We start from the raw sequence: 26,352 nt of genomic DNA on the forward strand, positions 1-26,352 counted from the left end.
CCGGCGTAGCGTCGGAACCGAGACCGAGGAGGCCTGATGCTGCGCAACATCGTCGGATCGGTCCTGGCTCTCGTCGGGGCGGCGGCCGTCGTCTGGAGCCCCTTCCGCCTCTGGTACGACAGCCGGCACGGCCGTGACTACCGGCTCGGGGACCTGTTCTCGCGCGGCGGGATCACGGGCACCCGCGCCGAGCTGTTCGGCTCCCTGTTCCTGCCCTTCGTGATCCTCGCGCTGCTCGCCCTGCTGGGCCTGGTGCTCCGGTCCCGGCTGCTGGTCGCCCTGACCGGGGTCGTGGTGCTGGCCGGCACGGTGCTGTGGATGGTGCGGGTGGCCCAGGCCGAGGGCGAGCTGGTCCTCACCGCCGACGGGCGCGGTGTCGGCGACGGGGTCGCGGCCTCGCTCGGCGGCGGGCTGCTGCTGCTCGTGGCCGCGCTGGTCATGTCCGGCCACGGCCGGAGCCGGTACCGCAGGGACGACCCGCGGGCCTATGACGAGAGCCGGCGCGACGACCCCGGGCCGTACGCCACCGGCGCGGCCGGGCAGCCGGGCCCGTGGCAGGAGACCGGCACGGAGGCCGGTCACGGCGAGCCCGCGGCCTGGGACACCACCGGCCAGGACCGGCAGCAGCCGGTCACCTGGAACACCCCGCCGCCCCCGGCGGCCGACCCCTACGACGGCCCGCCCACCCTCACGGGCCCCCTCTACGCGGCCCCGGCCACGGACCCCACCCCGGCTGGCCAGCCCCGTACCGCACCGGCTCCCTACCCCGGCCCGGCCGGTGGTGCGGCCGCAGCCGGGGAGACGCAGGAGATCCCGGCCTACGGCCGCCCGCAGGGCACGGCTGCGGGGCAGCAGCAGAGCTGGGCGGGCCCGGGCGACGGCACGGACCCCGGCCCGCCGCCGGAGACGCCCCCCACCTGGGGGAACGGCCACCCGGACGCGGGGGCCGACGACCCGGACGGCGCCGGCCCCGCCGGGGGCAGCACCGTAAGCTCCGGCAGCCCCCGGCGGGACGAACGGGGCGGGCCCGCCTGACGGTGCGGCGGGGGCGGGGCCGCTACCGGCTGGTCCCCGTCCCCTTCTCCGCGTCCAGCGCGTACACGCACCGGTCCTTGCTGCACGCGTACACCACCCCGTCCCGCACCACCGGGGTACCGGTGATCTCGCCGCCGGTCGCGAGCTTCCAGCGCAGCCGGCCGTCGTCCGCCTTCAGCGTGTACAGCAGGTGGTCGGTCGAGCCGAAGTGCACCCGGCCGTCGGCGACCACCGGCGAGCCGACGATCTCCCCACCCGCCTGGAACCGCCACTTCGGGGTGCCCGCCACGGCGTCCAGGGTGTACAGGCCCTGGCCGCTGCCGACGTGCACATGGCCGTGCGCCACCAGCACCGGGTCGGTCGAGGCGGGCCGCGCCTCCGTCGCGATGCGCCAGCGGTCCCGGCCGTCCGTCGCGTCGAGCGCGTAGACCGTGCCGAGGTGGTCGGCGAGGTAGATGCCGCCGCCGGCCACCGCGGGGCCGGGGGCGAAGGCGGGCGGCGAGAGGAAGACCGCGGGCGCCTCGAAGTGCCAGCGCACGTGCCCGGAACCGGTGTCGAGGGCGAGCACCCGGGTGCCGGCCGCGACGTACACGTAGCCGTCGGCGGCCGGGGTGAGGCGGACCGGGACGCCGCCGCAGGACGCGGCGTCGCCGATCGGGTACGACCAGCGTTCCTCGCCCGTGCGGGCCTCCAGGGCGCGCAGCCGGGCGTCCTGCCACACGAAGACGGTGCCGTCGTGGACGACGGGGCCCGCCTCGGGCGCCTCGAAGTCGGTCTGGCACCCGGTGATCTCCCACAGCAGGTCGCCGGTGACGGCCTCGCGGGCCTGGACGCCGCCGCCGCGGGTGGCGGTGACGACGGTGCCGCGGTCGGCCCGCAGCGCGTACACCCAGGCGTCGGTGCCCAGGCGCCACAGATCGCCGCCCTCGCGGGCGTCGAGCGCCCACAGGGTCGGGCCGTCGGAGGCGTGGATGCGACCGTCGGTCACGTCCATGGCCCACGCGACGTCCCGTGTCTTGAAGCGGCGCCGCCCCGTGGCCACGTCCAGTGCGTGGACCTCGAAGGACGTGACGTACACGAGGTCGCCCGCGACCTTGGGCGTGCCCCACACGTCGTTCGACATCCGGAACCGCCAGGGCCGCCACGCCGCGCCCTCGGCCGGGGCGGGCGGCGGCACGACCGGGTCCGGCGCGGCGCCCCGCGCGGCCCCGGTGGTCCGGGCCCGGGTCCAGGAGGCGACGAGGCCGGACTCCGCGGGCGGCGCCTTCACCGCGGCGGCGCGCGCGTCGGCGACCCGCGGCCCCGGGCCGATCGGCACCCGGGCCCCGGCCAGGTGGACCGGCCCGTCGGTGCCGGGGCCCGCCAGGGCCGGCGCGGGGCGCGGCCCGTCGAAGGAGAGCGGGCCGGGCGGCTGCGCGGGCATGGCGGGTACCCGGGCGCCGTGGCCCGGGGTGCGGGCGGCGGCGGGCTTGGCGACGGTACGTACCCCGCGGCGCGCCTCGATCAGCGCGACGGACCGCTCGGGCAGCCACGCCGACGCCGTCCCGCTGTCGTCGCTGCCGGGGCCGAAGAGGTGCGGGGCGAGCTGGGCCTGGAGATCGGCCGGCGAGGGACGCCGGGCCGTGTCCATCTGCATGCACGACTCGATGAGCGGCCGCAGCTCGGCGGGGAGCCCCTCCAGGTCGGGGCCTTCGCGCAGCAGCATGAAGACCGTCTCGACGGGGTTGGCGCCATGGAAGGGCGCGTGCCCGGTGGCGGCGAAGACGAGCATCGAGCCGAGCGAGAAGACGTCGGAGGCGCCGGTGACGCTGCGCGAGTCCTTCGCCTGCTCGGGCGACATGTACGCGGGGGTGCCGACCGCCACGTTCGTCATGGTCAGGCGGGTGTTGGAGACGCCGGACGCGATGCCGAAGTCGATGACGCGCGGCCCGTCCTCGACCACCAGCACGTTCGACGGCTTGAGGTCGCGGTGGACCAGGCCCGCGCCGTGGATGGACTGGAGCGCCTCGGCGACGCCGGCCGCCAGCCAGCGCACGGCCTGGGCGGGCAGCGGCCCGCACTCGTTCACTATCTCTTCGAGGGAGGGCGCCGGCACGTACGCGGTGGCGAGCCAGGGGACGGCGGCGCGCGGGTCGGCGTCGACGACGGCGGCGGTGTAGAAGCCGGACACCGCCCGGGCCGCCTCGACCTCGCGCGTGAAGCGCACCCGGAACAGCTGGTCCTCGGCGAGTTCGGTGCGGACCGTCTTGATCGCCACGCGGCGGCCGGAGGCCGAGCGGGCCAGATAGACCAGACCCATGCCGCCCGCGCCGAGCCGCCCCAGGACCTCGAACGGGCCGATCCTCCTCGGATCGTGCTGCGTCAGCTGATCCATCACTTGCCTGCCACCTCCCCGTGCGATGCCGGAATCCCCGGGTTTCCCGGCCCCTCGCACATACGGCCCCCGTCAGCGTCTCACCACCGCAGCGCTACGGCGGCACGCACCCTGATTCTTCCTGTCCGAGGCGCTGGTGGCGAACCTGGGGGCAAATCGGGGTGTCCCGGGCCTCCAGGGGCGCGCCGGAGCCGGGTTCAGGCGGCGCACACGGCGAAGACCGCGCCCTGGTCGTCGCCGAGGACCGCGACCGGACCGTACGGGGTGGGGTGCGGCGCCGCCCGGACGCGCCCGCCGAGCCGGACCGCCTCGGCGCAGGTGGCGGCGAGGTCGGCCGAGCCGAGGTGGGGCAGGAAGCGGGCGTGCCCCCCGCGGAGCGGCCGGCGGCTCACCTCCGGCGCCCCGGGTCCGGCCCCCGCCGGGCCGCCCCGGCGCCATATCCGCGGGCCGGGCGGGGTACCGCCGCCGGGGCGCGGCGCCGGGTACCCGAAGACCCGCGGATAGAAGGCGTCGCTGAGCGCCGGGTCCGGGGTCCGCAGCTCGGCGCGGCAGAGGGCGCCCGGCGCCCCGGTCCGCTCGAAGCCCTGGTGGCTGCCGGCCTGCCAGAGCCCGAACACCGCGCTGTCGGGGCCCGCGGCGAGGGCGACGGTGGCCACGGCGCCGTCCGAGACCGGCCCGGACACGAGGTGGCCGCCGGCCGCGACGACCCGGCCGGCCGCGGTGTAGGCGTCCCGTACCGCGAAGTACACGGTCCAGCCGGGGCCGCCGGGGGCGAGGGCGGCGACGGCCAGGTCCGCGGCGTAGGCCCCGGTGTAGAAGCCGCGCTCGGCGCCCGCGCCCTCGTCGAAGGTCCACCCGAAGAGGTCGCCGTAGAAGCGCTTGCCCGCCTCGACGTCGGGCAGCCGGACGTCGGCCCAGCACGGGGCGCCTTCGGGAAAGTCCGGGTACATGAAACAACGCTAGCCACGGGATGCGGGCCCGGTGGTTCCGCTCCGTGCCTCTGGCCGGATTGTGGCCCCCGGCCCCCGGTTTTGTCCGGCGGCGGGGCCTTCCCGTGGCCTGGGCGCGCCGCGGCCGCGGACCCCGCCCACCGGGGCCCAACCCCATTTGCAGTCGGTCAGATCGCGCTCCGATCACCCCTCGGTAAGCTGACGGCATGACAGGACAAGTGCGTACCGTCGACGGCCGTGTGGCCGGACGGCGTGGTCAGGCAACACGTCAGAAGCTGCTCGACTGCCTCGGCGAGATGCTCAGCTCCTCGCCTTATCGGGACGTCAAAGTCATCGATGTGGCCCGCAAGGCAGGCACGTCGCCGGCGACCTTCTACCAGTACTTCCCGGACGTCGAGGGCGCCGTTCTGGAGATCGCCGAGCAAATGGCCGCCGAGGGGGCCGCGTTGACCGATCTGGTCGCCGGGCGCTCCTGGGTCGGCAAGGCCGGCTGGGCCACGGCGCAGGAACTCGTGGACGGGTTCCTGGAGTTCTGGCGCCGCAACGACGCGATCCTGCGCGTGGTCGACCTGGGCGCCGCCGAGGGTGACAAGCGGTTCTACAAGCTCCGTATGAAGATCCTGAACTCGGTGAACAACTCCCTTGCGGACGCGGTCAAGGGGTTGCAGGACAAGGGCAAGGTCGACAAGGACGTGAGCCCCGCGGCGGTGGCCGGATCCCTGGTGGCGATGCTCGCGGCGGTCGCCTCGCACCAGCGCGGCTTCCAGACCTGGGGCGTCAAGCAGGCCGAACTCAAACCGAATCTGGCCCTGTTGGTGCATCTCGGCGTCACCGGCAAGAAGCCGACGAAGTAGGCGTCTGCCCGCCTTTTGCGTTCCTGGTCCTGTCGTGCGGCGGCGGCTCGCGAGTTCCTCGTGAGCCGCCGCCGTTGCCGTTCCTCCGCGCCTCAGCGCCGTTCGAGGCGGAACACTCTGATCTCCCGGTCCACCCGTGCCTGGTACGCCGCGTACGGCGGCCAGAACGCCAGCGCGGCCGCCCATGCCTCGGCCCGTTCCGCGGAGCCGAGCAGCCGGGCCCGTACCGGCACGTCCTGGCCCCGCAGGCTGATCACCGCGTCCGGGTGGGCGAGCAGGTTCGCCGTCCACGCGGGGTGGCCGGGCCGCCCGAAGTTCGACCCGATCAGCAGCCAGGTCCCCCGCTCCTCCTCGGGCAGGCAGGCGAGCGGGGTCCGCCGCACGGTCCCGGTCCGCGCGCCGCGCACGCCGAGGACGGCGCCGGGCAGCATCCGCGCGCTGGGCAGCACCTTGCCGCGGGTCAGCCGGTGCACGGCCCGGTCGAAGGCCGGGACGACGTAGGGGGCGGCGCGGGCGAAGGCGCGGGTCGAGGAGATTTTCTGGACGAGCCGGACGCCGGGCGCGACCATCAGGCGCTCACCGCCCCGGCCCGCCCGAACAGCTCGGCGGCCTGCGCCGCGCGGGCCCGCAGCAGGTGGACGGGGCCGAAGAGCAGCTCGTCGCCGGTGGCCCGCTTCAGGTAGAGGTGGGCGTCGTGCTCCCAGGTGAAGCCGGTGCCGCCGTGCAGCTGCACGGCCTCGGCGGCGGCCGTGCGCAGCGCTTCGAGGCCCTGGGCGAGGGCGAGCCCGCCGGCCCGCTCGCCGTCGTGGCGGCTCGCGGCCCAGGCGGCGTAGTACGCGGCCGAGCGCGCCGCCTGCACCCCTGCGTACACGTCGGCGAGCCGGTGCTTGACCGCCTGGAAGGAGCCGATGGGGCGGCCGAACTGCTCGCGCTGCCTGACGTGCTCGACCGTCCGCTCCAGGGCCCGGCCGGCGGCGCCGACGGCCTCCGCGGCGAGCAGCGTGGCGGCGGTGTCACCGGTGGCGGCGAGCGCGCCCGCCACGTCGGCGTCTTCCTCGCCGAGCAATGCGGCCGCCACGTCGCGGAGTTCGACCCGGGCCTGGGGCCGGGTCGAGTCGAGGGAGGTCTGCCGGGTGCGGGCGAGGCCGGGGGCGCCGGCGCGGACGAGGAAGAGCAGAGTCCGGGAGCGGGCGAAGCCGCCGGTGTGCGCGGCGACGAGCAGCAGCTCCGCGCTGTGCCCGTCGAGGACCTGCCCGGCCTGCCCGTACAGCTGCCAGCCGGCCGCGGTCCGGGTGGCCTGCACGCCGCCCGCCCGGCCGCCGCCGGCCCAGTCGCCCGTGTTGTCGGCGGTGAGTCCGAGGGCGGTGGCGAGCCCGGCGCCGGGGACGGCGAGGGTCGCGGTCAGGCTCCCGTCGGCGATCCGCGGCACCAGCGCCGCCTGCTGCTCCTCGGTGCCGAGCGCCTGGAGCAGCGGGGCGGCGAGGGCGCTGGTGGCGAAGAGCGGGGTGGGGGCGAGGGCGCGGCCCAGCTCCTCGGCGGCCAGGGCCGCTTCGGCCGGGCCCGCGCCGACGCCGCCGCGGGCCTCGGGCAGGGTGAGGCCGGGCAGTCCCAGTTCCCGGCCGAGGGTGTGCCACAGGGCGGCGTCGTGGCCGCTCGGGGTGCGGGCCGCGGCCTTGACGTCGTCCGGGGTGCAGCGTTCGGCGGTGAGTGCGCGCAGGGTGCGGCGGATCTCCCGCTGCTCCTCGGTGAACCTGGCGTCGTCCATGGGGCCCCTTCCTGACGGGTCGTCATGTTAAGGCCGCGGGCCGCGGATGCCCAGGCCCGCAACACCCGTTACGGCACACCAGAACTGATGTACCGTCAGATCCATGTCTGGCCCCCACCGCAAGGCCGCCATCACGGGCGTCGCCCTCTCCGACTGCGGCCGCATCGACGACGCCACCCCCTACGCCCTGCACGCGCAGGCCGCGCGCCGCGCCCTCGCCGACGCCGGGCTCGGCCCGCAGAGCGTCGACGGGTTCGCCAGCGCGGGCCTCGGGACGCTCGCCCCGGCCGAGGTCGCCGAGTACCTCGGGCTGCGGCCCCGCTGGGTCGACTCGACCGCGGTCGGCGGTGCCACGTGGGAGGTGATGGCGGCGCACGCGGCGGACGCCGTCGCCGCCGGGCACGCCCGCGCCGTCCTGCTGGTCTACGGCTCGACGGCCCGCGCCGACATCCGGGCCGGGCGGCGCACGGCGAACCTGTCGTTCGGCGCGCGCGGCCCGTTGCAGTACGAGGTCCCCTACGGGCACACGCTCATCGCCAAGTACGCGATGGCGGCCCGGCGCCACATGCACGAGTACGGCACCACGCTCGACCAGCTCGCCCAGGTGGCGGTGGCGGCGCGGGCGAACGCGGCGCGCAATCCGGAGGCGATGTTCCGCGACCCGATCGGCGTCGACGACGTCCTGGCCGGGCCGGTGATCGCCGACCCGTTCACCCGGCTGCACTGCTGCCTGCGCTCCGACGGCGGCGCCGCCGTGCTCATCGTCGCCGAGGACCTGGTGCCGGACTGCGCGGGGCGGCCCGTCTGGCTGCTCGGCTCGGGCACGTACGTCTCGCACACGACGATGTCGCAGTGGGACGACTTCACGCTCTCCCCGGCCGCGGTCAGCGGGCGGTCCGCCTTCGAGCGGGCCGGGGTCGGCCCGGACGAGATCGACATCGCCGAGATCTACGACGCGTTCACGTACATGACGCTGGTGACGCTGGAGGACCTCGGGTTCTGCGCCAAGGGCGAGGGTGGCGCGTTCGTCGGAAAGGGGCGGCTGCGGCACGACGGCGCGCTGCCGACGAACACCGACGGCGGCGGCCTCTCCGCCCAGCACCCCGGCATGCGCGGGCTCTTCCTGCTGGTGGAGGCGGTGCGGCAGCTGCGCGGGGAGGCGGGCGGGCACCAGGTGTACCGGCCGGACGGCTCGCCGCCCGCGCTCGCGGTCGCCTCCGGCACGGGCGGCTGGTTCTGCTCCTCGGGCACGGTCGTGCTGGGCCGCGACTGAGCGCCCGCCGTCGCGCCCGCCCCGCGCGGCCGCGTCCGGTCCCGGCGGCGGGCCCGCGACAATCGCCCCATGGAAACAGACCTGGACACCCTGCTGCGCTCCCTGCGTGTGTGGGACACCGAGCTGCCCGCCTTCGACCCCGAGGCCGCGCCCGCCGCCCCGCTGCCGCTCTTCACGCAGTGGTTCGCGGCGGCGGTGGCGGCCGGGCAGCGCGAGCCGCACACCCCGTCGCTGGCGACCACGGACGAAGCGGGCCACGCCGACGTGCGGACGGTGATGCTGCACGGCGCCGACGACCGGTCCCTGCACTTCGCCTCGCACGCGGGCAGCGCGAAGGGCCGCCAGCTCGCCGCCCGTCCGTTCGCGGCGCTCGGCTTCTACTGGCCCGTCCAGGGCCGGCAGGTCCGGCTGCGCGGCCCGGTCCGCACCGCCCCCGCCGAGGCCGCCCACGCCGACCTGCACGCCCGCTCGACAGGGGCGCTCGCCGCCGCGCTCACCGGCCACCAGAGCGAGCCGCTGGCCTCCTACGACACCCTGGTCCGCGCCTCCGAGGCGGCCTGGGAGCGGGCGCGGTGCGAGCCGGACGCCGCCGTGCCGTCGTGGACGGTGTACGAACTGGAGCCGCGGGAGGTCGAGTTCTTCCAGGGCGACGCGCGCCGCCGGCACGTCCGGCTCACCTACACGCGCCGCCCGGACGGCTGGGCGAAGCAGCTGCTGTGGCCCTGAGCGGACCCGGGCCGGCCCGGCTCAGGCGCGGTCGGCGGGCCGGAAGACCGGCACGGTGAACCCGCCCCCGCCGGGCCGGAAGGCGACGCGCAGCTCCATCCCGGGCCGCAGCGCCCGCGCCGCGCAGTCCACGATCTCCGTCATCATCCGCGGCCCCTCCGCGAGGTCGACGACGGCGGCGACGTACGGGGCGCGCTCGCCGAACGGGGGCAGGTCGTTGCGGTGCACGACGGACCACGTGTAGAGCACGGCCCGCCCGCCGGCGACCTGCCACGAGACGGTGTCCGGGTCCGCGCTCCAGCAGTAGGGGCAGAACTCGCGCGGGTAGTGGTGCGCCCGTCCGCAGGCCGCGCACCCGCGCAGCAGCAGCCGTCCCTCGGCGGCCGCGTCCCAGTAGGTCCGGCTGAAGGCGTCGGGCTCGGGGACGTCGAAGCGTCCGGCGGCGCTGTCGGCGGCCATCAGAACAGGCCGATCACGTGGTCGAGGGACCAGGTCTGCCAGGCCATCGCGAAGAGTGCGACCAGGGAGATGAGCCCCATCATCGCGTTCTGCCCCTGCTCGGCCCAGTCGTGGATCATCAGCGTGAAGTACAGGACGTTGAGCAGCAGCCCGCCGACGAGCGCGACCGGGGTCAGGAGCCCGAGCACGAGGCCGAGCCCCAGGGCGAGTTCGGCGTACACGACGAGGTAGGACATGGTCGTCGGCCGGGGCCGGACGACGGCGTCGAAGCCGCCGCGCACGGCCGCCCAGCGGTGGTTCGCGGCGACGTCCGCGGCCCACGCGATGCCGGTGCCGCGCTCGAACCAGCCCTTCTTGTCCTTGTGCCGCCAGCTCTCCAGCCACCACAGGCCGAGCCCGATCCGCAGCACGGCGAACCATTCGGCGCCGTTGAGAACCACCGCGTCCATGCGCTCCCGCCGTCCGTGATCGGTTGCGTCCCGCGTTTCTGACGGTACGTCAGTTCAGCGCACCGGCCGCCACCCGCGCAAGAGTCCGCACACCGAAAACGCCCCGCACGGACAGCCGTGATCAATTCGCAACCGATTCCGGCCTTGACCGAGACCCATCAAGTAAGCGCGCGATTACGCTCCCGCACATGACCGCCCCGATCTCCTCACCGGCCCCCCGCAGCCACGAACGCCCGCCCGTGTACGTCATCGGCGGCGGCCCCGGCGGACTCGCGGCGGCCGCACGCCTGAAGGACCACGGCGTGCGGGCCGTCGTCCTGGAGAAGTCCGACCGGGTCGGCGCCGCCTGGCACGGCCACTACGACCGGCTGCGTCTGCACACCACCCGCCGCCTCTCGGCCCTGCCCGGCCTGCCGATGCCGCGCCGGTTCGGCCGCTGGGTGGCCCGCGAGGACGTGGTGCGCTACCTGGAGAAGTACGCCGCTTTCCACGACCTGGAAGTGGTCACCGGCGTCGAGGTCACCCGCGTCGACCGCGCCCCGGACGGCGCCGGCTGGGTGCTGCGGGCCACCGGCGGACGCGAGCTGACGGCCGCCGCGGTCGTCGTCGCCACCGGTTACAACCACACCCCGTACCTGCCCGACTGGCCGGGCGCCTCCTCGTACACCGGGCGGCTGCTGCACGCGAGTGCGTACCGCGACGCCGCCCCCTACGCCGGCCAGGACGTCCTGGTCGTCGGCGCCGGCAACACCGGGGCGGAGATCGCCGTCGACCTCGTCGAGGGCGGCGCCGCGCGCGTGCGGCTCGCGGTGCGCACGGCGCCGCACATCGTGCGCCGCTCCACGCTGGGCTGGCCGGCCCAGCGCACCGGCATCCTCTGCCGCCGGCTGCCGGTGCGGCTCGTCGACCGGCTGGCCGTCCCGCTGGGCCGGCTCAGCGTGCCGGACCTCTCGGAGCACGGGCTGCCGCGCCCGGACACCGGGCTGTACTCGCGGGCCCGCGCGGGCGCCATCCCCGTGCAGGACGCCGGGCTCGTCGCCGCGGTGCGCTCCGGCCGGATCGAGCCCGTCGCGGCCGTCGCGTCCTTCGACGGCGCCGAGGCCGTCCTCGCGGACGGCGCCCGCCTCACCCCGGACACCGTGGTCGCGGCGACCGGCTACCGCCGGGGCCTTGAGCCGCTGGTGGGCCACCTCGGCGTCCTGGACCCCGCGACCGGCCGCCCCCGCCCGCACGGCGCCCGCACCCTGCCGGCCGCGCCGGGCCTGTACTTCTCGGGCTACACGAATCCGATCAGCGGCATGCTGCGCGAACTCGCCCTGGACGCGGACCGGATCGGCCGGGCCCTGGCCAAGTCCCTCTGAGCGGGCCCTACGGCTTCGCCCCCGGGTTCAGCACCACCTTCGCCTTGTTGTTCCCCGGCTTCGGGTCGAAGGGGAAGGTGCCGTCGCCGTAGGGCGGGGTGAGCGTGAGCGCCCCGGTCGCGCCGGGCACCACCGTGTCGACGCGCAGCGCGAAGACGAAGTCGCGCACCGCGTCGGGGGCCGCCCAGATCGGCAGCGCGCACGCGTAGCGCGGGGCACCGGTCGTGCCCTCGTAGTACTGCCCGCTCAGGGTGGTGGGGTGGCACTCCTCCTCGGGGTAGCCGGTGACGGTCGCGCCCCGCGGGACGACGAAGCCGAGGGAGGCCACCGGGTCGCCCGAGCCGAGGTTCGCCACCCACGCCGGGCCGGCGTTGCGAAAGCGCACGCGCGCGGTGACGGTCTGGCCGGCCGCGCCCCGGACCGTGGCGCCGCGGACCCGGAAGTCCGCGGTGTTGTCGGCCCGCACGGACGCGTACGCCGAGTCGTTGCCGGTGTCGATGTCGGTGGCGCCGCCGCCGGGGGTCACCGTCACGCCGAACCGCTCGTCCATGGCGTGCGCGCGGACCGCCAGGCCGACCCCGCCGGGCAGCGTGAAGGTCTCACCCGGCGCCACGACCGTGTCGTAGGTACAGGTGGCGAAGGTGATCGGCGCGTTCCCGCCATCCGTGGCGCGGTACTGGCACTCGGGCCCGCGCCGGGCGAAGTCCAGTCCGTACGGGACGTTCATCTCCAGAGTGAACCCGTGCGCGGCCTCGGTGCCGCGGTTCACGACCGCCACCGGCTGCGTGAGCGTGGAGCCGCGCACGGCGTGTTCGACGTCGCGCAGGCCGGCCGGGGCGAGGTCGGGCCCGGCGGCCACGGAAACGGCGGTCTCCTGTTCGTAGGCGGTCAGCGTCCCGTCGGGGCCGCCGGTCGCCGTCGCGGAGTAGCGGACGGTGCCCCGCGCGCCGCCCGCGGCGCCGGGCGCGGCCCGGACCGTGAGCCGGATGTCGTCGGCGTCGCCGGTGGCGCTGACGACGGGCACCGAGCAGACGGCCGTGGCGCCGGTGGGCGCGCAGTTCTCCGGCCAGTCGATCTCGGCGACGTCCGCGATCCCCGAGGCGTCGACGCGCACCCGGCCGTCGGCCACGGTGGCGAGGGCGTTGTCGTGGTAGAGCCCGATGTCCAACGCCCGCGCCGCGCCGGGGCGGTGGGCGTCCCCGGCCGGGAGCGGCAGTTCGTAGGGGGTGGCGAGCCAGAGCTGGTCGCTCTCCGGTTCGCCGGCCGAGGCGGGCGCGCCGAGGGGGCCGAGGGCGACCAGGGCGGTCAGCGCGGCCGCGGCCGTGACACGGGCGGGGAGTCTCATGGCGTCCTTCGCGGTCGGGGAGGCGCGGCCGGACCGGGCCGCCACGAAGGGAGACGATCCGGCCATGGAGAGGGTTGTACGGACCCGGCTCCGTTCCGCGCGCCCGCGCAGTGGGCAGGGATAGCGGGCGGGCCGGGCCGGTGCGGCAGCATCCGTCCCATCCTTTGCGTGCAGCACGGTTCCTGACGGACCGTCAGTTCAGTAACCTGACACCGCGTCAGTCGGCGTCCGGCAGTCGCGCGCCCGCCGACGTACCGCACGGGCACCAGTTGTCGCTGTCACAGTCGCTGTCACACAGGAGCGGGGCGGACCGATGCTTGGATCGACGTACGGCACCCTGACCACCGACTCCCGCCGGGCCCGCGTGATCGCCTGCGGCGAGCAGCCCGGTCCTGCCGTGCACGGCAGGACCGGCGCCGGCGCACGCGACGTCAGCGGCCGGCCGCTGCACGCGGACGTCCCCGACCTGGACCGGTTCTTCCGCCCGGAGTCCGTGGCCGTCGTCGGGGCCTCGGACACCGAAGGGCGCCCGAACGCGGGCCTCACCCGCCGGCTGCTGAGCTGGGCGGAGCGCGTCGGCGCCCGCCTGTACCCGGTGCACCCCACGCGGGAGGCGGTCTTCGGCCTGCCGTGCTTCCCGTCCGTCGCCCAGCTGCCGGGGCCGGTCGACCTCGCGGTCCTCCTGGTGGCCGATCCGCTGCCCGTCATCGGCCAACTGGTGGAGGCGAAGGTGAAGTTCGCGGTCGCCTTCGCCTCCGGGTTCGCCGAGACCGGCGAGGCGGGCGCGGCGGCGCAGCGACGGCTCGCCGCCGCGGTCGAGGGAACCGGGCTGCGGCTGCTCGGCCCGAACACGAACCTGAACGCCTTCGAGCACTTCCGGGACGACCTCGACGGGCCCGCCATCGCGCTCATCACCCAGTCCGGCCACCAGGGCCGCCCGGTCTTCGCCCTCCAGGAACTCGGCATCCGCCTCTCGCACTGGGCGCCGACCGGCAACGAGGCCGACCTGGAGAGCGCCGACTTCATCGCGTACTTCTCCCGGTGCCCCGAGGTCGGCGCCATCGCCGCCTACGTCGAAGGGCTCAAGGACGGCCGGTCCTTCCTGCTCGCCGCCGACCGGGCCGCGCGCGCGGGTGTGCCCGTCGTCGCGGTGAAGGTCGGCCGCACCGAGACCGGCGCCCGCACCGCCGCCTCCCACACCGGGAAGCTGACCGGCGCCGACGCCGTGGCCGACGCGGCGATGCGCCAGTTCGGCGTCGTCCGCGTCGACGGGCTCGACGAACTCCAGGACACCGCGGCGCTGCTCGCCCGGGCCCGGCCGCCCCGGGCCGAAGGCGTCTGCGTCTACTCCATCTCCGGCGGCACCGGCGCCCACTTCGCGGACCTCGCGGCCGCGGCGGGGCTGACCCTGCCGACGCTCGGCGCGGCGCGCCAGGCCGCACTGCACCAGTGGATCCCCGGCTACCTGAGCGTCGCCAACCCGGTCGACAACGGCGGCCACCCGGCCGGTGACGAGCGCGGCCGGAAGATCATCGACGCGCTCCTCGCCGACCCGGACATCGGCGTGCTCATCTGCCCCGTCACCGGCCCGTTCCCTCCCATGAGCGACAGGCTCGCCCAGGACCTGGTGGACGCGGCCGAGCGCACCGACAAGCTGGTCTGCGTGGTGTGGGGCTCGCCGGTGGGCACCGAGGCCGCGTACCGCGAGACGCTCCTCGGCTCCTCCCGGGTGGCGACCTTCCGCACCTTCGCCAACTGCATCACCGCCGTCCGCGCCTACCTGGACCACCACCGCTTCGTCGCGGGCTACCGCTCGCCCTTCGACGAGGCCCCGCGCACCCCCTCCCCCTCGTTCCGCAAGGCGCAGGCCCTGATGCGCCCCGGCCGGCAGCTGAGCGAGCACGCGGCGAAGCAGCTGCTGCGGGCGTACGGCATCCGTGTCCCGCGCGAGCAGCTGGTGACCAGCGCGGCGGCGGCGGTGCGGGCGGCCTCACAGGTCGGCTACCCCGTCGTCATGAAGGCGTCCGCGCCCCAGCTCGCCCACAAGAGCGAACTCGGCCTCATCAAGATCGACCTGACCTCCGCGAGCCAGGTCAGGGACGCCTACCGCGAACTCACCGACATCGCCCGCTACGAGGGCATCGACCTCGACGGCGTCCTCGTCTGCCAGCTGGTCGAGCGGGGCGTGGAGATGGTCGTCGGTGTCACCCACGACGACCTGTTCGGCCCGACCGTCACCGTGGGCCTCGGCGGCGTCCTCGTCGAGGTGCTGCGGGACACGGCCGTGTGCGTGCCGCCCTTCGGGGAGCGCGAGGCCCGCGCCGCCCTCGGCCGGCTGCGCGGCCGCGCCCTGCTCGACGGGGTCAGGGGCGCGCCCCCGGCGGACGTCGACGCGCTGGTCGAGGTGGTCCTGCGGATCCAGCGCATGGCGCTCGAACTCGGCGACGACCTCGCCGAGCTGGACATCAACCCGCTGCTGGTGCTCGGCCGCGGCCAGGGCGCGGTCGCCCTCGACGCGCTGGCCGTCTGCCGCTGACCGCCCGGAACGGAGCCGCGTCCGCATGACCGATCCCTCGCCCTCACCCGCGCCCGGCGCCGCCGTCCTGCACACCGTGGAGGACCACGTCTCCTGGATCACCCTCAACCGGCCCGCGGCGATGAACGCGCTCACCTGGGACCAGCGGGACCGCGTCATCGCCCTGCTCGCCGCCGCCTCCGCGGACCCCGGGGTGCGCGCGGTCGTCCTCACGGCGACCGGCCGGGGGTTCTGCGCGGGCGCGGACCTGCGGGGCGCGCCCGCCGCGCCCGGGGAGCGGATCGCGGGCGACGTGGCCCGCACGATCCGGCTCGGCGCCCAGCGGCTGGTCAGCGCGGTGCTCGACTGCGAGAAGCCGGTGATCGCGGCGGTCAACGGCACGGCGGCCGGGCTCGGCGCGCACCTGGCGTTCGCCTGTGACCTGGTCCTCGCGGCGGAGTCGGCCCGGTTCATCGAGGTGTTCGTCCGGCGCGGCCTGGTCCCGGACGCAGGCGGCGCGTATCTGCTGCCGCGCCTGGTGGGGCCGCGGCGGGCGAAGGAGCTGATGTTCTTCGGCGACGCGCTGTCCGCGGCCGAGGCGGCACGGTTTGGACTGGTCAACAGGGCTGTGCCGGACGCCGAGTTGGAGCCGGTGGCGCGGCACTGGGCGCAGCGCCTCGCCGCCGGTCCGACCCGCGCCCTGGCCCTGACCAAGCAGCTGGTGAACGCGGCTCCGGACACGGACCGCGCGACCGCGTTCGCGGCGGAGGCGGCGGCGCAGGAGCTGAACATGGCCACGCACGACGCGAACGAGGGCGTCGCCGCCTTCCGGGAGCGCCGCGACCCGCGCTTCCGGGGCCGGTGAGGGCCTGCCCACCCCTTCCCATCTGACGGTTCGTCAGTTTCACTGGGTCCATGATGGGACACGCAGGGATGGCGGCCACCGCCGTCCGCTACCTCAGGTCGGTCGGCGCCGCCACCACGGCGGGCCCCGTGGAACCGCTGCCCCGCCCCGAGCTGCGGGCCGTCGCCGCGGACGAGCGGGCCCCGGTCGACCCGGCCGCCTTCCGCCGCGTCCTCGGCGCCTTCGCGACCGGCGTCACCGTCGTCACGGCCCCGCCCGCCTCGCCCGGCGCGGGCCCCGCCGGCTTCGCCTGCCAGTCGTTCGCCTCGCTCTCCCTCGACCCGCCGCTGGTGGCGTTCATGGTGGCCCGCACGTCGGCGACGTGGCCCCGGATCGCCCGCGCGGGGGTCTTCTGCGTGAACGTGCTCGGCGCGGACCAGGGCACGCTGTGCCGCGCGTTCGCGGTGAGCGGCGCCGACAAGTTCGCGGGGGTGGGCCACCGGCCGGCGCCGGTCTCCGGTGCGCCGCTGCTCGACGGGGCCGCCGCCTGGGTCGACTGTGCGATCCACGCCGTCCACACCGGCGGTGACCACCTGATCGTGGTCGGCCGGGTCACCGCCCTCGGCGCCGACCCCGCCGAGCGCCCGCCGCTCCTCTTCCACCGGGGCCGCTTCGCCCGGCTCGCCGACGGCTGAACCCCGCCCGGACTCAGCCGGCGGCGGCGGGGATCACGGCCTGCGCGCCGCGCCCGCCGCGCCGGATCACCAGCGACATCAGCGCGGCGACGGCGCACAGGGCCCCGGCCGCGTACCAGACCACGTCGTACGAGCCGAAGGCGTCCCGCGCGAGGCCGCCGAGGAAGGCGACGACCGCCGCCCCGACCTGGTGCGAGGCGAGCACCCAGCCGAAGACGATGGCGCTGTCCTCGCCGTAGTGCTCCCGGCAGAGCGCGATGGTCGGCGGCACCGTGGCGACCCAGTCCAGGCCGTAGAAGACGATGAAGAAGACCATCGGCGGGTGCACGTCCGGCGCGAGCAGCACGGGCAGGAACAGCAGCGAGATGCCGCGCAGCGCGTAGTACCCGGCGAGCAGCCGGCGGGCCTCGAACCGGTCGGTGAACCAGCCGGAGGCGACCGTCCCCACCACGTCGAAGACCCCGATGACCGCGAGCAGCGACGCGGCGGCGGGGACGGGCATGCCGTGGTCGTGGGCGGCGGGCACGAAGTGCGTCTTGACCAGCCCGTTCGTGGAGGCGCCGCAGATCGCGAAGGTGCCGGCGAGCAGCCAGAACTGACCGGTGCGGGCCGCCTTCACCAGGACGGTGACGGTGCGCCGGGCGGCCCCGGGCACCGGGGCGGGCTTGGGCACGAACTCCGTGGCCCCGTACGGCGCGGCGCCCACGTCGGCGGGGTGGTCGCGCAGCAGCAGCCAGACGAACGGCACCACGCAGAGCGCGGCCAGGGCGACCGTGACCGCGGCGGGCCGCCACTGGTGCTCCTCCACGATCCAGGCGAGCAGCGGCAGGAAGATCAGCTGCCCGGACGCGCCGGCGGCGGTGAGCAGCCCGGTGACGAGTCCGCGGCGGGCGGCGAACCACCGGTTGGTGACGGTGGCGGCGAAGGCGAGCGCCATCGACCCGCTGCCCAGACCGACCAGGACGCCCCAGTACAGGACGAGCTGCCAGGCGGCGGTCATCCACACGGTGAGCAGCGAGCCGAGCGAGATGGTGAGGAGGGCGGCCGCGACGACCCTGCGGATGCCGAACCGGTCCATCAGCGCGGCGGCGAACGGCGCGGTGACGCCGTACAGGGCGAGGTTGATGGAGACGGCGAAGCCGATGGTGCCGCGGGACCAGCCGAAGCCGAGGTCCGGGTCGTGCAGCGGTTCGATGAGCAGGCCGGGCAGCGAGGCGAAGGCGGCGGCGCCGATGATCGTCACGAAGGTGACCGCGGCCACGGCCCAGGCGCGGTGCGGTCGCCGGCGGCCGGTGGCTCTCGGGGTGGCGGAAGAAGGGTCCTGCGTCTGCGTCGTCACGGCTTCGAGCCTGGAGCAGCGGGCACCCCGGAACGAGTGGCCCGAATGCCATTGTTCGTTAGGATCGGGCCATGACCGCCCAGCCGCACCATGTCGCCGTGCTCGCCCTCGACGGGGTGATCCCCTTCGAACTGGGCATTCCGCAGCGCATCTTCGGCCGCGCGCGAACCCCGGAGGGCGAGCCGCTGTACTCCGTGACGACCTGCGGGGTCGGCGGGCCCGGCCCGGTCCGCACGGACGCGGACTTCGAGATCCTGGTGGCGCACGGCCCCGAGGCGCTGGCCGGCGCGGACACCGTGATCGTCCCGGCGTCGTACGAACTCGGCCCGGTCCACGAGGAGGGCCGTCTCACCCCGGAGCTGGCCGTCGCGTTCGCCCGGGTCCGGCCCGGCACCCGGCTGGTCTCGATCTGCACCGGCAGCTGGGTGCTGGCGGCGGCCGGGTACCTCGACGGGCGGCCCGCCACCACGCACTGGGCGGACGCGGCGGCCTTCCAGCGGATGTTCCCGGCCGTACGGGTCGACGCGGAGGTCCTCTTCATCGACGACGGGGAGGTGCTGACCTCGGCCGGGGTCGCCGCGGGGATCGACCTGTGCCTGCACATCGTGCGGCGCGACCACGGGGCGGCGGTCGCCAACGAGGTGGCCCGGCGCACGGTGGTGCCGCCCCACCGGGACGGCGGCCAGGCCCAGTTCATCCGGCGCCCGGTGCCCGAGGCGGGGGCGGCGACCACGACGGCGGCCCGCGCGTGGGCCCTGGCCCGGCTGCACGAGCCGCTCCGGCTCCGCGACCTGGCCGAGCAGGAGTCCATGTCGGTCCGCACCTTCACGCGGCGCTTCCGCGAGGAGACGGGGATCAGCCCCGGGCAGTGGCTCACCCAGCAGCGCGTGGAGCGGGCCCGCCATCTGCTGGAGACCTCCGCGCTCTCCATCGACCAGGTGGCCCGGGACGCGGGCTTCGGCACGGCCCAGTCCATGCGCCAGCATCTCCAGGCCGCCCTGGGAGTGACGCCGACGACCTACCGCCGCACGTTCCAGACGCTTCCGTAGCGGGCCCGGCCGCAGGCGGAGCCGGCCCCCGCACCCCCGCCCGATCGCACCCCTAGAAGGTCAGCACCCCCCGCGCGATCCGCCCGGCCTCCGCGTCCGCCACCGCCTGGCCGAACTCCTCCACCCCGTAGGTCCGCGTCACCAGTTCGTCCAGCAGCAACCGTCCCGCCCCGTACAGCTCCGCGTAGAGCCGGATGTCCCGTTGCGGCCGCGACGAGCCGTACCGGCAGCCCAGCACCGACTTGTCCAGGAAGAGCGCGGCAGGCACGAAGGAGGCCTCCGCGTCCGCCGCCGGCATGCCGAGCAGCACCGCCTGTCCGTGCCGGTCCAGCAGGTCGATCGCCGCCCGCACCAGCTCCACCCGGCCGACGCACTCGAAGACGTGGTCGGCGCCGTCCGGCAGCACGCCGCGCACCGCGCCCACGTCCGTCAGGAACTCCGTCGCCCCGAACTGCCGGGCGATCTCCTCCTTTCCGGGGTTGGCGTCGACCGCGACCACGGTCGACGCCCCGGCGATGCGCGCCCCTTGCAGCACGTTCAGCCCCACACCCCCCGCCCCGATCACCACGACCGACTCCCCACGGTCCACCCGGGCCCGGTTCAGCACGGCACCGACCCCGGTCAGCACCGCGCATCCGATCAGCGCCGCCGACGTCAGCGGGAGGGTCGCGGGGATCTTCACGGCCTGCACCGCCTTCACCACGGTCCGCTCGGCGAACGCCGAGTTGGACGCGAACTGGTAGACCGGTTCGCCGTTGCGCGAGAACGGCCGCCGCGGCCTGCCGATCGCGCTGCGGCACATCGTCGGCCGCCCGCGGTCGCACTCGGCGCAGGTCCCGCAGTTGGCCAGGGTGGAGAGCGCCACATGGTCCCCCGGGACGACATGGCCGACCCCCTCCCCCACCGCCTCGACGACGCCCGCCCCCTCGTGCCCCAGCACCACCGGCCGCGGGAAGGGGATGGTCCCGTCGATCACGGAGAGGTCCGAGTGGCAGAGCCCGGCGGCGGCGACGGCGACGAGCACCTCCCCGGCCCCGGGCCCGCGCACCTGAAGGTCGTCGACCACGACCGCCCGCCCCCCGTCGAACAGCACACCTCTCATCTCCTACGCCTTCTCCCTCGGCAGGCCGAGCACGCGCTCGGCGATGATGTTCCGCTGGATCTCGTCCGAACCGCCGTAGATGGTGTCGGCCCGGCTGAACAGGAACAGCCGCTGCCGCTCGTCGAGTTCGTAGGGCGCCGCGGCGTCCCAGTCCTCGGGTCCGACGGCCCCCTCGGCCCCGCGCACCCGGACGGCCAGTTCCCCCAGCCGCTGGTGCCACCGGCCCCACAGCAGCTTGGCGACGCTCGCCGCTCCCGCGTCCCCGCCGCCCGCGTCGCCCAGGGTCCGCACCGCGTTCCACCGCATGACCCGCAGCTCGGCCCAGAGCCGGACGATCTCCCCGCGCACCACCGGGTCCCCCGCCGCGCCCGACGCGACGGCGCACCGCACCACCGCGCGCAGTTCCTCCGCGAACCCCACCTGCTGCGCGAGCGTCGACACCCCCCGCTCGAACCCGAGCAGCCCCATGGCGACCCGCCACCCCGCGCCGGCGCCCCCCACGACCTCCGCGGCGAGCGCCCCGTCGAAGAACACCTCGTTGAACTCACTGGTCCCGGTCAGCTGCCGGATGGGCCGTACGTCGATCCGTCCCGGCTGGTCCATCGGCACCAGCAGGAAGGAGAGCCCCCGGTGCCGTACCGACCCGGTCTCCGTCCGGGCGAGCACGAAGCACCAGTCGGCCTCCCGGGCCAGCGAGGTCCACACCTTCTGCCCGGTGACGCGCCACCGCCCGTCCCCGCCCGGCGCGGCGGCGGTCCGCACCGACGCGAGATCCGAGCCCGCGCCGGGTTCGCTGTACCCCTGGCACCACAGCTCCTCGCCGCGCGCGATGGGCGGCAGGTACCGCCGCCGCTGCTCCTCGGTGCCGTGGGCGAGCAGCGTCGGGGCGAGCAGGTTCTCCCCGATGTGCCCGCACCGCCCCGGGGCCCCGGCGCGCGCGTACTCCTCGGCCCAGACGACCTGCTGGGCGAGCGGGACCACCCGGTTCCCGTACGCCCCCCGCCCGGCCGCGCCCCACCCCAGTCCGATCCAGCCCGCTGCCCCCAACTCCCGCTCCCACGCCCGCCGTACGTCCGCCCCCGCCCGCGCGCCGCCCGCGGCGAACCGGCCGACGAGATGCGCGCCGAGCCACTCCCGCACCTCCGACCGGAACGCCTCGTCCCGCGCCTGGGATCCCAAACCGAAGCCGAACCCGGCCCCAGGCCCGTCGTCCACACCGACCACCCTCCCGCGCCGAAGTCCCTGACCCGCCTATCGGTTGGGCCGCTCCCGCGCCACCGCGGCCCGCGCCATCTCCTCCACGGTGGCCAGCAGCGGCATGGGGTCGGTCCCGACGGTCCCGGGCAGGAAGTCGGCGATCCGCTCCGGCGTCCAGCGCCCCTGCGCGTACCCGGCCCGCAGCTCCCGCGGCTGCGCCCAGACCGCGATCTTCGGGCCGGCGACGGTGTAGACCTGCCCGGTGATCCGCTCGGCGCGGGCCCGCTCGCTGAGCAGGTAGACGACGAGCGCGGCCACGTCCTCCGGCTCCCCGATCTCCTTCAGCTCCATGGGCACACCGGCCGACATCCGCGTACGGGCGACCGGTGCGACGGCGTTCGCGCTCACCCCGTACTTGTGCATCCCCAGGGCCGCGCTGCGCACCAGCGAGATGATCCCGCCCTTGGCGGCGCTGTAGTTGGCCTGCGCCACCGACCCCTGGTGGTTTCCGCTGGTGAAGCCGATCAGGGTGCCGGAGCCCTGCGCGCGCATGACGGCGCAGGCGGCCCGGAAGACGGTGAAGGTGCCCTTCAGGTGGGTGGCGACGACGGGGTCCCACTCCTGCTCGGACATGTTGAAGAGCATCCGCTCCCGCAGGATCCCGGCGACGCACACCACCCCGTCGAGCCGGCCGAACTCCGCCACGGCCACGTCGACCACCCGCTGCCCCCCGGCCATGGCCGACACGTCGTCCGCCACGGCGACGGCGGTGCCGCCCGCGGCCTCGATCTCCCGCACCACACCGAGGGCCACCTCGGACGTGGGCTCGGCACCGGCCAGGGAGACCCCGTGGTCGTTGACGACGACCTTCGCGCCCTCGGCGGCGCACGCCAGCGCCACGGCCCGCCCGATGCCCCGCCCGGCCCCCGTCACGGCGACGACCTTGCCAGCCAAGAAGTTCCCCACGCCCGGCCCCTTCCCGCGGTTTCTGACGACCCGTTAGATTTTGCTGAGGTTCGGATTTTACGACCCGTCAGCTACCGGAACACAAGACCCGGGAGGCCCCCGATGCCGCTGTCCGCCGACTTCCACGCCATCGCCGGACGCGTGAACAACTGGGGGCGCTGGGGGGCGGCCGACGAGATCGGCACCCTGAACCTGATCACCGGCGAGGCGGTGCGCGCGGCCGCCGCCGGGGTCCGCACGGGCCGCCGCGTCCCCCTCGCGCTCCCGCTCCGGGCGGACGGCGTCCAGGCCGGCCTGATCCCGGGCCGCGTCAACCCGCTGCACACGATGGTCCAGATCAACCAGGAGATCTTCGGCCCGGACACCGTCGCGACCAGCGACGACGCGGTGACCATGGGCCTCCAGGCGGGCACCCACTGGGACGCGCTCCCGCACGTCTCGCACTCGGGCCGCCTCTACAACGGCCGCCCCGCCGCCACGATCACGGCGCACGGCGGCGCCGGGTTCAGCGGCATCGACAAGGTCCCGTACGTCGTCGGGCGCGGCGTCCTGCTCGACGTGGCGGCGGCGAAGGGCGTGGCCCGCCTCCCCGGCGACCACGCGGTCACGCCCGAGGACCTGGACGAGGCGGCGGAGTTCGGCCGCGTCCAGGTCCGCCCCGGCGATGTCGTCCTGGTCCGCACCGGCCAGGTACAGGTCTACCTGGCGGGCGACAAGCACGGCTACGGCCATCCGTCACCGGGCCTGTCGGTGCGCACCCCGGAGTGGTTCCACGCCCATGACGTGGCGGCCGTGGCGAACGACACCCTGACCTTCGAGATCTTCCCGCCGGAGATCGAGGGGCTCTGGCTGCCCGTGCACGCGCTGGACCTGGTGGAGATGGGCATGCTCCAGGGCCAGAACTGGAATCTCGAAAAGTTGTCCACAGCCTGTGGAGAAGAAGGCCGCTACGCGTTCTTCCTCGCGGCGATGCCCGAACCCTTCACCGGGGCGACGGGCACGCCGGTGGCACCGGTGGCGGTGCTGTGAGCACGGAGCGCCCGGCCGGGGCAGGTCAGGGACGTGGCGGCTGCGCCCTGGGGGGCCCAGCGCGGTCGCGCCGGGCCCCCCAGGGGGTCACACCGCCTCGAACGCCACGGTGTCGTAGCCGCCCATGCCCACGCTCCCGGCGGCGGCCGCCGCGCAGCGGTCGATCTCGCACCAGATGGCCTTGCCGGCGCCCTCCGGCCGCCACCCCCAGCGGTCGGCGAGACCGTCGACGAGTTCCAGGCCGCGCCCGTTCGTCTCGTCGCCGTCCGCGTGCCGGGGCGCGGGCGGCCGCGCGCTGGTGTCGCAGACCTCGACCCGCACGGTGCCGAGCGCCTGCCCCTCACCGCCGCGCAGCACGATGCGCAGGACCGCCGGGCGGCCGGTGTGCACCACGGCGTTGGTGACGAGTTCGGAGACGAGCAGGAGCAGCGTCTCGGCCAGCGGCTCGTCGGCCTGTATACCCGAACCGGCGAGGCGCGTCCGCACCCACCTGCGGGCCCGTCCCACCTCTGCGGGGTCGGCCCCGACCTCCAACTGAACCTGAAGCAGCTGCACCGCTCACACCATCCGAACCGGCGGACACGTCGCCTCGCGCCACTGACCATCCTGGTCACTGCCCGGGATCACGGTCCGTGATCCCTGTGCTGCACAGCATGGTTGACGTACAGTCACCCCAACAAGCGCTTCGGGCATATTCCAGCGCGAAGGAGTACGCGTGCGGCATACTGTGCGACGCGTCTTGCGGGGGGTCGAACAGGCAGGCGTGCCGTACCGGCCTGCCCGGCGAACGGCGGGCATCCCCGGCCCCGGAGCCGCCTCGGAGGCAACACCGGCACCGTCGCTCGGGTTCAGCACCACTCGCATCTGCCACAAGGTACCGGAGCCGGAGGCCGACTCCATGCCGTGACGAGCCTCCTGAAGGACACAACCCGGTATCGACGCGCCGTCACTGTCCGTACAACTTTCCTCAAGGCGTGCGCGTCCCGTCCGCCCGCCCTCTCAGAGCGCGGCGGCCAGCGCCTCCTCCGCGGCCCGAGCCCCGCCCGCCAACTCGGCGCGCACCCAGGCCCGCTTCAGATGCAGATGGACGTCGGCTTCCCAGGTGAAGCCCATGCCGCCGTGGATCTGGAGGCAGTCGCGGGCGCCCCGCACGGCCGCCTCGCCGGCCAGCAGATGCGCGGCGGCGATCTCCACCGGGTCCCGGGTGACGGCCGCCGCGTACACCGCCGCACGGGCCACTTCCGTCCGTACGAGCATGTCGGCGCACAGGTGTTTGACGGCTTGGAAGGAGCCGACCGGGCGGCCGAACTGTTGTCGCTCCCGGGCGTGTTGGACGGCCATGTCCAGGGTGCGGCCGGCCGAGCCGAGCTGTTCCGCGGCGTACAGCAGGACGGCCTCGCCCGGCGCTCGCGCCGGGTCGCCGGGAGCGGTGTGCAGGGGCGTGAGCGGGTCGGCGGAGGCGAGCGGCGCGGCGTCCGTGACGTCCCCGAGCACCGTGTCGGCCGCGTCGAGCCAGGGGACCAGCCCGTGGCAGGGCCGCGTCACGACCGCCGCGCCGCGGGCCGCCTCCGGGACCTCGCCCGCGGCGAGGAACGTGGCCACCACGGGCCCGGGCAGCAGCGCCCGGCCGCACTCCTCGAAGACCACGACGGCCTCCGGCAGTCCGCGCCCGAGGCCGCCCGCGGACTCCGGCAGACAGAGCGCGAACAGCCCCGCCGCCCCCAGCTCCCGCCACAGCGCCCGGTCGATCCCGGGCTCGCGGACCGCCTCCCTCAGCGCGTCCCGCCCGCACCGCCGCGCGAGCAGCCCGCGCGTCGCGGCCCGCAACTCCCGCTGCTCCGATGTCAGTTCGAAGCGCACCGTCACCGCCTGCCTTCGGCCGGGCCCGGCTCCCTGGGCAGGCCGAGGATGCGCTCGGCGACGATGTTCCGCTGGATCTGCGACGTACCCGCCGCGATCGTGTAGGAGAGCGAGGAGAGCCGCTCGCGGGTCCACTCCTGGCCGGTGTCGAGCGCCCCGGCGCCGCCGAGGACCCGGGCCGCGGCGTCGTACAGCCACTGGCGGGCGTGGGAGTAGCGCAGCTTGAAGACGGAGCCGCCGGTGCCGGGCCCGCCGCCACTCGCCTGGGCCTCGCTCACGTTCCACTGCGTGAGCCGCCACAGGGCGCCGAACTCGGCGTTCAGCAGCCCGAGTTCGCGGCGCAGGACGGGATCGTCCCAGCGGCCGGTCCTGCGGGCGTGCGCGGCCAGTTCGCCGAGGGTGCGCCGGCAGGCGACGACCTCGCCGGCGAAGGCGGTGCCGCGCTCGAAGGACAGGGTCACCCTCGTGACGCGCCAGCCGTCGTTCTCCGCCCCGACGCGGTTGGCGACCGGTACCCGTACGCCGTCGAGGAACAGCTGCGCGAACTCCGCGGTCCCGGCGAGCGTGCGCAGCGGGCGCACGGTGATCCCCGGGGTGTCCATCGGCAGGGCCAGCCAGGAGATGCCGCGGTGCCGGGGGGCGGCTGGGTCGGTGCGTACGAGCAGCTCGCACCAGTCGGCGACCTCGGCGTGCGAGGTCCAGATCTTCGCGCCGTCCACCACGTACACGTCGCCGTCGCGCACCGCGCGGGTGCGCAGGGCCGCGAGGTCGGAGCCCGCGTCCGGCTCGCTGAACCCCTGGCACCACACGGCGTCGCCGCGCAGGATCGGCGCGAGCCAGCGCGCCCGCTGCTCCTCGCTGCCCTCGGCGGCGACGGTCGGCCCGGCGTGCAGCAGGCCGACGAAGTTGGCGCCGACGTAGGGCGCGCCCGCCCTCTCCGTCTCCTCCAGGAAGATCAGCCGGGTGGCGGGGGAGGCGTCCCAGTGGACCTCCCCGTACCCGGCGTCGTACAGGCGGCGCTGCCAGCCGGTGTCGTAGGCGCGCCGCCCCGGCCAGTCGTCCGGCGACGGTCTCGCCGGCAGGGTCGGCAGCTCGGCGGCGAGCCACTCCCGCAGCCGGGCCCGGAACGCCTCTTCCTCGTCGGTGTACGCGAGGTCCATACCGG

At 75.5% G+C, this 26,352-nt stretch carries 24 protein-coding genes; 10 read left to right on the top strand and 14 right to left on the bottom strand.

Going from position 1 to position 26,352, the window contains the following annotated elements; translation table 11 throughout:
• The first annotated feature begins 36 nt into the window (after positions 1–36).
• On the top strand, positions 37–1,035 hold the full coding sequence (locus ABZY33_RS18000) for a hypothetical protein (RefSeq protein ID WP_356492556.1): 999 nt from the start codon (positions 37–39) through the stop codon (positions 1,033–1,035).
• A 22-nt stretch (positions 1,036–1,057) separates the two neighbouring features.
• On the opposite strand, the gene ABZY33_RS18005 is transcribed toward ABZY33_RS18000, so the two are convergent.
• Positions 1,058–3,412 carry a PQQ-binding-like beta-propeller repeat protein gene (locus tag ABZY33_RS18005; protein ID WP_356492557.1) on the bottom strand — a complete coding sequence of 785 codons (2,355 nt, stop codon included), beginning with the start codon at positions 3,410–3,412 and terminating at the stop codon, positions 1,058–1,060.
• Between the two features lie 194 nt (positions 3,413–3,606).
• Positions 3,607–4,359, bottom strand: coding sequence for a VOC family protein (locus ABZY33_RS18010; protein ID WP_356492558.1), 753 nt, complete (start codon positions 4,357–4,359; stop codon positions 3,607–3,609).
• 206 nt (positions 4,360–4,565) lie between these two features.
• Here ABZY33_RS18010 and ABZY33_RS18015 point away from each other — a divergent pair, with 206 nt between their 5' ends.
• Complete coding sequence (locus ABZY33_RS18015) at positions 4,566–5,213, top strand: TetR family transcriptional regulator (protein WP_356492559.1); 648 nt, start codon at positions 4,566–4,568, stop codon at positions 5,211–5,213.
• A gap of 92 nt (positions 5,214–5,305) precedes the next feature.
• On the opposite strand, the gene ABZY33_RS18020 is transcribed toward ABZY33_RS18015, so the two are convergent.
• Positions 5,306–5,782: a nitroreductase family deazaflavin-dependent oxidoreductase gene (locus ABZY33_RS18020; protein ID WP_356492560.1), complete on the bottom strand. Its 477-nt coding sequence runs from the start codon at positions 5,780–5,782 to the stop codon at positions 5,306–5,308.
• A complete protein-coding gene (locus tag ABZY33_RS18025; protein ID WP_356492561.1) occupies positions 5,782–6,978 on the bottom strand; it encodes an acyl-CoA dehydrogenase family protein in 1,197 nt (398 codons plus the stop codon). Before ABZY33_RS18025 ends, ABZY33_RS18020 begins: the two co-directional genes overlap by 1 nt.
• Positions 6,979–7,081: 103 nt before the next feature.
• Here ABZY33_RS18025 and ABZY33_RS18030 point away from each other — a divergent pair, with 103 nt between their 5' ends.
• Positions 7,082–8,251, top strand: coding sequence for an acetyl-CoA acetyltransferase (locus ABZY33_RS18030; RefSeq protein ID WP_356492562.1), 1,170 nt, complete (start codon positions 7,082–7,084; stop codon positions 8,249–8,251).
• 69 nt (positions 8,252–8,320) lie between these two features.
• Positions 8,321–8,977 carry a pyridoxal 5'-phosphate synthase gene (locus ABZY33_RS18035; RefSeq protein ID WP_356492563.1) on the top strand — a complete coding sequence of 219 codons (657 nt, stop codon included), beginning with the start codon at positions 8,321–8,323 and terminating at the stop codon, positions 8,975–8,977.
• A gap of 21 nt (positions 8,978–8,998) precedes the next feature.
• Here the strand turns inward: ABZY33_RS18035 and ABZY33_RS18040 are convergent, their stop codons facing one another.
• On the bottom strand, positions 8,999–9,436 hold the full coding sequence (locus ABZY33_RS18040) for a Zn-ribbon domain-containing OB-fold protein (RefSeq protein WP_356492564.1): 438 nt from the start codon (positions 9,434–9,436) through the stop codon (positions 8,999–9,001).
• The gene (locus tag ABZY33_RS18045) at positions 9,436–9,885 is read right to left on the bottom strand and encodes a DoxX family protein (RefSeq protein ID WP_356492565.1); all 450 of its coding nucleotides are present in this window, start codon (positions 9,883–9,885) and stop codon (positions 9,436–9,438) included. Before ABZY33_RS18045 ends, ABZY33_RS18040 begins: the two co-directional genes overlap by 1 nt.
• 188 nt (positions 9,886–10,073) lie before the next feature.
• Between ABZY33_RS18045 and ABZY33_RS18050 the strand changes: the two genes are divergently transcribed.
• A complete protein-coding gene (locus tag ABZY33_RS18050; RefSeq protein ID WP_356492566.1) occupies positions 10,074–11,246 on the top strand; it encodes an NAD(P)/FAD-dependent oxidoreductase in 1,173 nt (390 codons plus the stop codon).
• A 7-nt stretch (positions 11,247–11,253) separates the two neighbouring features.
• Here the strand turns inward: ABZY33_RS18050 and ABZY33_RS18055 are convergent, their stop codons facing one another.
• A complete protein-coding gene (locus ABZY33_RS18055) occupies positions 11,254–12,657 on the bottom strand; it encodes a hypothetical protein (RefSeq protein WP_356492567.1) in 1,404 nt (467 codons plus the stop codon).
• Positions 12,658–12,904: 247 nt separating this feature from the next.
• Between ABZY33_RS18055 and ABZY33_RS18060 the strand changes: the two genes are divergently transcribed.
• Genes ABZY33_RS18060 through ABZY33_RS18070 form a run of 3 tightly spaced genes read left to right on the top strand, consistent with a single transcriptional unit; the run spans position 12,905 to position 16,645 of the window.
• Positions 12,905–15,127, top strand: a complete 2,223-nt coding sequence (locus ABZY33_RS18060) for an acetate--CoA ligase family protein (RefSeq protein WP_356492568.1) — start codon at positions 12,905–12,907, stop codon at positions 15,125–15,127.
• A 25-nt stretch (positions 15,128–15,152) separates the two neighbouring features.
• Complete coding sequence (locus tag ABZY33_RS18065; protein WP_356492569.1) at positions 15,153–15,971, top strand: enoyl-CoA hydratase-related protein; 819 nt, start codon at positions 15,153–15,155, stop codon at positions 15,969–15,971.
• 50 nt (positions 15,972–16,021) lie between these two features.
• On the top strand, positions 16,022–16,645 hold the full coding sequence (locus tag ABZY33_RS18070) for a flavin reductase family protein (protein ID WP_356492570.1): 624 nt from the start codon (positions 16,022–16,024) through the stop codon (positions 16,643–16,645).
• A gap of 13 nt (positions 16,646–16,658) precedes the next feature.
• On the opposite strand, the gene ABZY33_RS18075 is transcribed toward ABZY33_RS18070, so the two are convergent.
• Positions 16,659–17,984: an MFS transporter gene (locus ABZY33_RS18075; protein WP_356492571.1), complete on the bottom strand. Its 1,326-nt coding sequence runs from the start codon at positions 17,982–17,984 to the stop codon at positions 16,659–16,661.
• A 71-nt stretch (positions 17,985–18,055) separates the two neighbouring features.
• Between ABZY33_RS18075 and ABZY33_RS18080 the strand changes: the two genes are divergently transcribed.
• On the top strand, positions 18,056–19,033 hold the full coding sequence (locus ABZY33_RS18080) for a helix-turn-helix domain-containing protein (protein ID WP_356492572.1): 978 nt from the start codon (positions 18,056–18,058) through the stop codon (positions 19,031–19,033).
• A 52-nt stretch (positions 19,034–19,085) separates the two neighbouring features.
• On the opposite strand, the gene ABZY33_RS18085 is transcribed toward ABZY33_RS18080, so the two are convergent.
• From ABZY33_RS18085 to ABZY33_RS18095, 3 genes are read right to left on the bottom strand one after another with little or no spacing between them, the layout of a single operon-like run.
• A complete protein-coding gene (locus ABZY33_RS18085) occupies positions 19,086–20,135 on the bottom strand; it encodes an alcohol dehydrogenase catalytic domain-containing protein (RefSeq protein WP_356492573.1) in 1,050 nt (349 codons plus the stop codon).
• A 3-nt stretch (positions 20,136–20,138) separates the two neighbouring features.
• The gene (locus tag ABZY33_RS18090) at positions 20,139–21,350 is read right to left on the bottom strand and encodes an acyl-CoA dehydrogenase family protein (RefSeq protein WP_356492574.1); all 1,212 of its coding nucleotides are present in this window, start codon (positions 21,348–21,350) and stop codon (positions 20,139–20,141) included.
• 36 nt (positions 21,351–21,386) lie between these two features.
• Positions 21,387–22,298: an SDR family oxidoreductase gene (locus ABZY33_RS18095; protein WP_356492575.1), complete on the bottom strand. Its 912-nt coding sequence runs from the start codon at positions 22,296–22,298 to the stop codon at positions 21,387–21,389.
• Positions 22,299–22,400: 102 nt separating this feature from the next.
• On the opposite strand from ABZY33_RS18095, the gene ABZY33_RS18100 reads away from it, so the two are divergent.
• The gene (locus ABZY33_RS18100; RefSeq protein WP_356492576.1) at positions 22,401–23,327 is read left to right on the top strand and encodes a cyclase family protein; all 927 of its coding nucleotides are present in this window, start codon (positions 22,401–22,403) and stop codon (positions 23,325–23,327) included.
• Between the two features lie 87 nt (positions 23,328–23,414).
• Here ABZY33_RS18100 and ABZY33_RS18105 read toward each other — a convergent pair whose 3' ends face one another.
• The 3 genes from ABZY33_RS18105 to ABZY33_RS18115 form a co-directional block, all read right to left on the bottom strand.
• The gene (locus ABZY33_RS18105; RefSeq protein WP_356492577.1) at positions 23,415–23,882 is read right to left on the bottom strand and encodes an ATP-binding protein; all 468 of its coding nucleotides are present in this window, start codon (positions 23,880–23,882) and stop codon (positions 23,415–23,417) included.
• A gap of 444 nt (positions 23,883–24,326) precedes the next feature.
• Positions 24,327–25,187, bottom strand: coding sequence for an acyl-CoA dehydrogenase family protein (locus ABZY33_RS18110; protein WP_356492578.1), 861 nt, complete (start codon positions 25,185–25,187; stop codon positions 24,327–24,329).
• Positions 25,188–25,189: 2 nt separating this feature from the next.
• A complete protein-coding gene (locus ABZY33_RS18115; RefSeq protein WP_356492579.1) occupies positions 25,190–26,347 on the bottom strand; it encodes an acyl-CoA dehydrogenase family protein in 1,158 nt (385 codons plus the stop codon).
• Positions 26,348–26,352 lie beyond the last annotated feature (5 nt).

Source organism: Streptomyces sp. NPDC006552 (assembly GCF_040611655.1).
In the GTDB taxonomy this organism is placed as follows: Bacteria; Actinomycetota; Actinomycetes; order Streptomycetales; family Streptomycetaceae; genus Streptomyces.

Bases quoted from the DNA above. Each gene is read 5' to 3' on its own strand.
- ABZY33_RS18085 (WP_356492573.1), bottom strand. From the start codon at position 20,135: ATGAGAGGTGTGCTGTTCGACGGGGGGCGGGCGGTCGTGGTCGACGAC.
- ABZY33_RS18115 (WP_356492579.1), bottom strand. From the start codon at position 26,347: ATGGACCTCGCGTACACCGACGAGGAAGAGGCGTTCCGGGCCCGGCTG.
- ABZY33_RS18050 (WP_356492566.1), top strand. From the start codon at position 10,074: ATGACCGCCCCGATCTCCTCACCGGCCCCCCGCAGCCACGAACGCCCG.
- ABZY33_RS18065 (WP_356492569.1), top strand. From the start codon at position 15,153: ATGACCGATCCCTCGCCCTCACCCGCGCCCGGCGCCGCCGTCCTGCAC.
- ABZY33_RS18020 (WP_356492560.1), bottom strand. From the start codon at position 5,782: ATGGTCGCGCCCGGCGTCCGGCTCGTCCAGAAAATCTCCTCGACCCGC.
- ABZY33_RS18010 (WP_356492558.1), bottom strand. From the start codon at position 4,359: ATGTACCCGGACTTTCCCGAAGGCGCCCCGTGCTGGGCCGACGTCCGG.
- ABZY33_RS18070 (WP_356492570.1), top strand. From the start codon at position 16,022: ATGATGGGACACGCAGGGATGGCGGCCACCGCCGTCCGCTACCTCAGG.
- ABZY33_RS18055 (WP_356492567.1), bottom strand. From the start codon at position 12,657: ATGGCCGGATCGTCTCCCTTCGTGGCGGCCCGGTCCGGCCGCGCCTCC.
- ABZY33_RS18100 (WP_356492576.1), top strand. From the start codon at position 22,401: ATGCCGCTGTCCGCCGACTTCCACGCCATCGCCGGACGCGTGAACAAC.
- ABZY33_RS18035 (WP_356492563.1), top strand. From the start codon at position 8,321: ATGGAAACAGACCTGGACACCCTGCTGCGCTCCCTGCGTGTGTGGGAC.
- ABZY33_RS18045 (WP_356492565.1), bottom strand. From the start codon at position 9,885: ATGGACGCGGTGGTTCTCAACGGCGCCGAATGGTTCGCCGTGCTGCGG.
- ABZY33_RS18030 (WP_356492562.1), top strand. From the start codon at position 7,082: ATGTCTGGCCCCCACCGCAAGGCCGCCATCACGGGCGTCGCCCTCTCC.
- ABZY33_RS18015 (WP_356492559.1), top strand. From the start codon at position 4,566: ATGACAGGACAAGTGCGTACCGTCGACGGCCGTGTGGCCGGACGGCGT.
- ABZY33_RS18000 (WP_356492556.1), top strand. From the start codon at position 37: ATGCTGCGCAACATCGTCGGATCGGTCCTGGCTCTCGTCGGGGCGGCG.
- ABZY33_RS18040 (WP_356492564.1), bottom strand. From the start codon at position 9,436: ATGGCCGCCGACAGCGCCGCCGGACGCTTCGACGTCCCCGAGCCCGAC.
- ABZY33_RS18025 (WP_356492561.1), bottom strand. From the start codon at position 6,978: ATGGACGACGCCAGGTTCACCGAGGAGCAGCGGGAGATCCGCCGCACC.
- ABZY33_RS18080 (WP_356492572.1), top strand. From the start codon at position 18,056: ATGACCGCCCAGCCGCACCATGTCGCCGTGCTCGCCCTCGACGGGGTG.
- ABZY33_RS18060 (WP_356492568.1), top strand. From the start codon at position 12,905: ATGCTTGGATCGACGTACGGCACCCTGACCACCGACTCCCGCCGGGCC.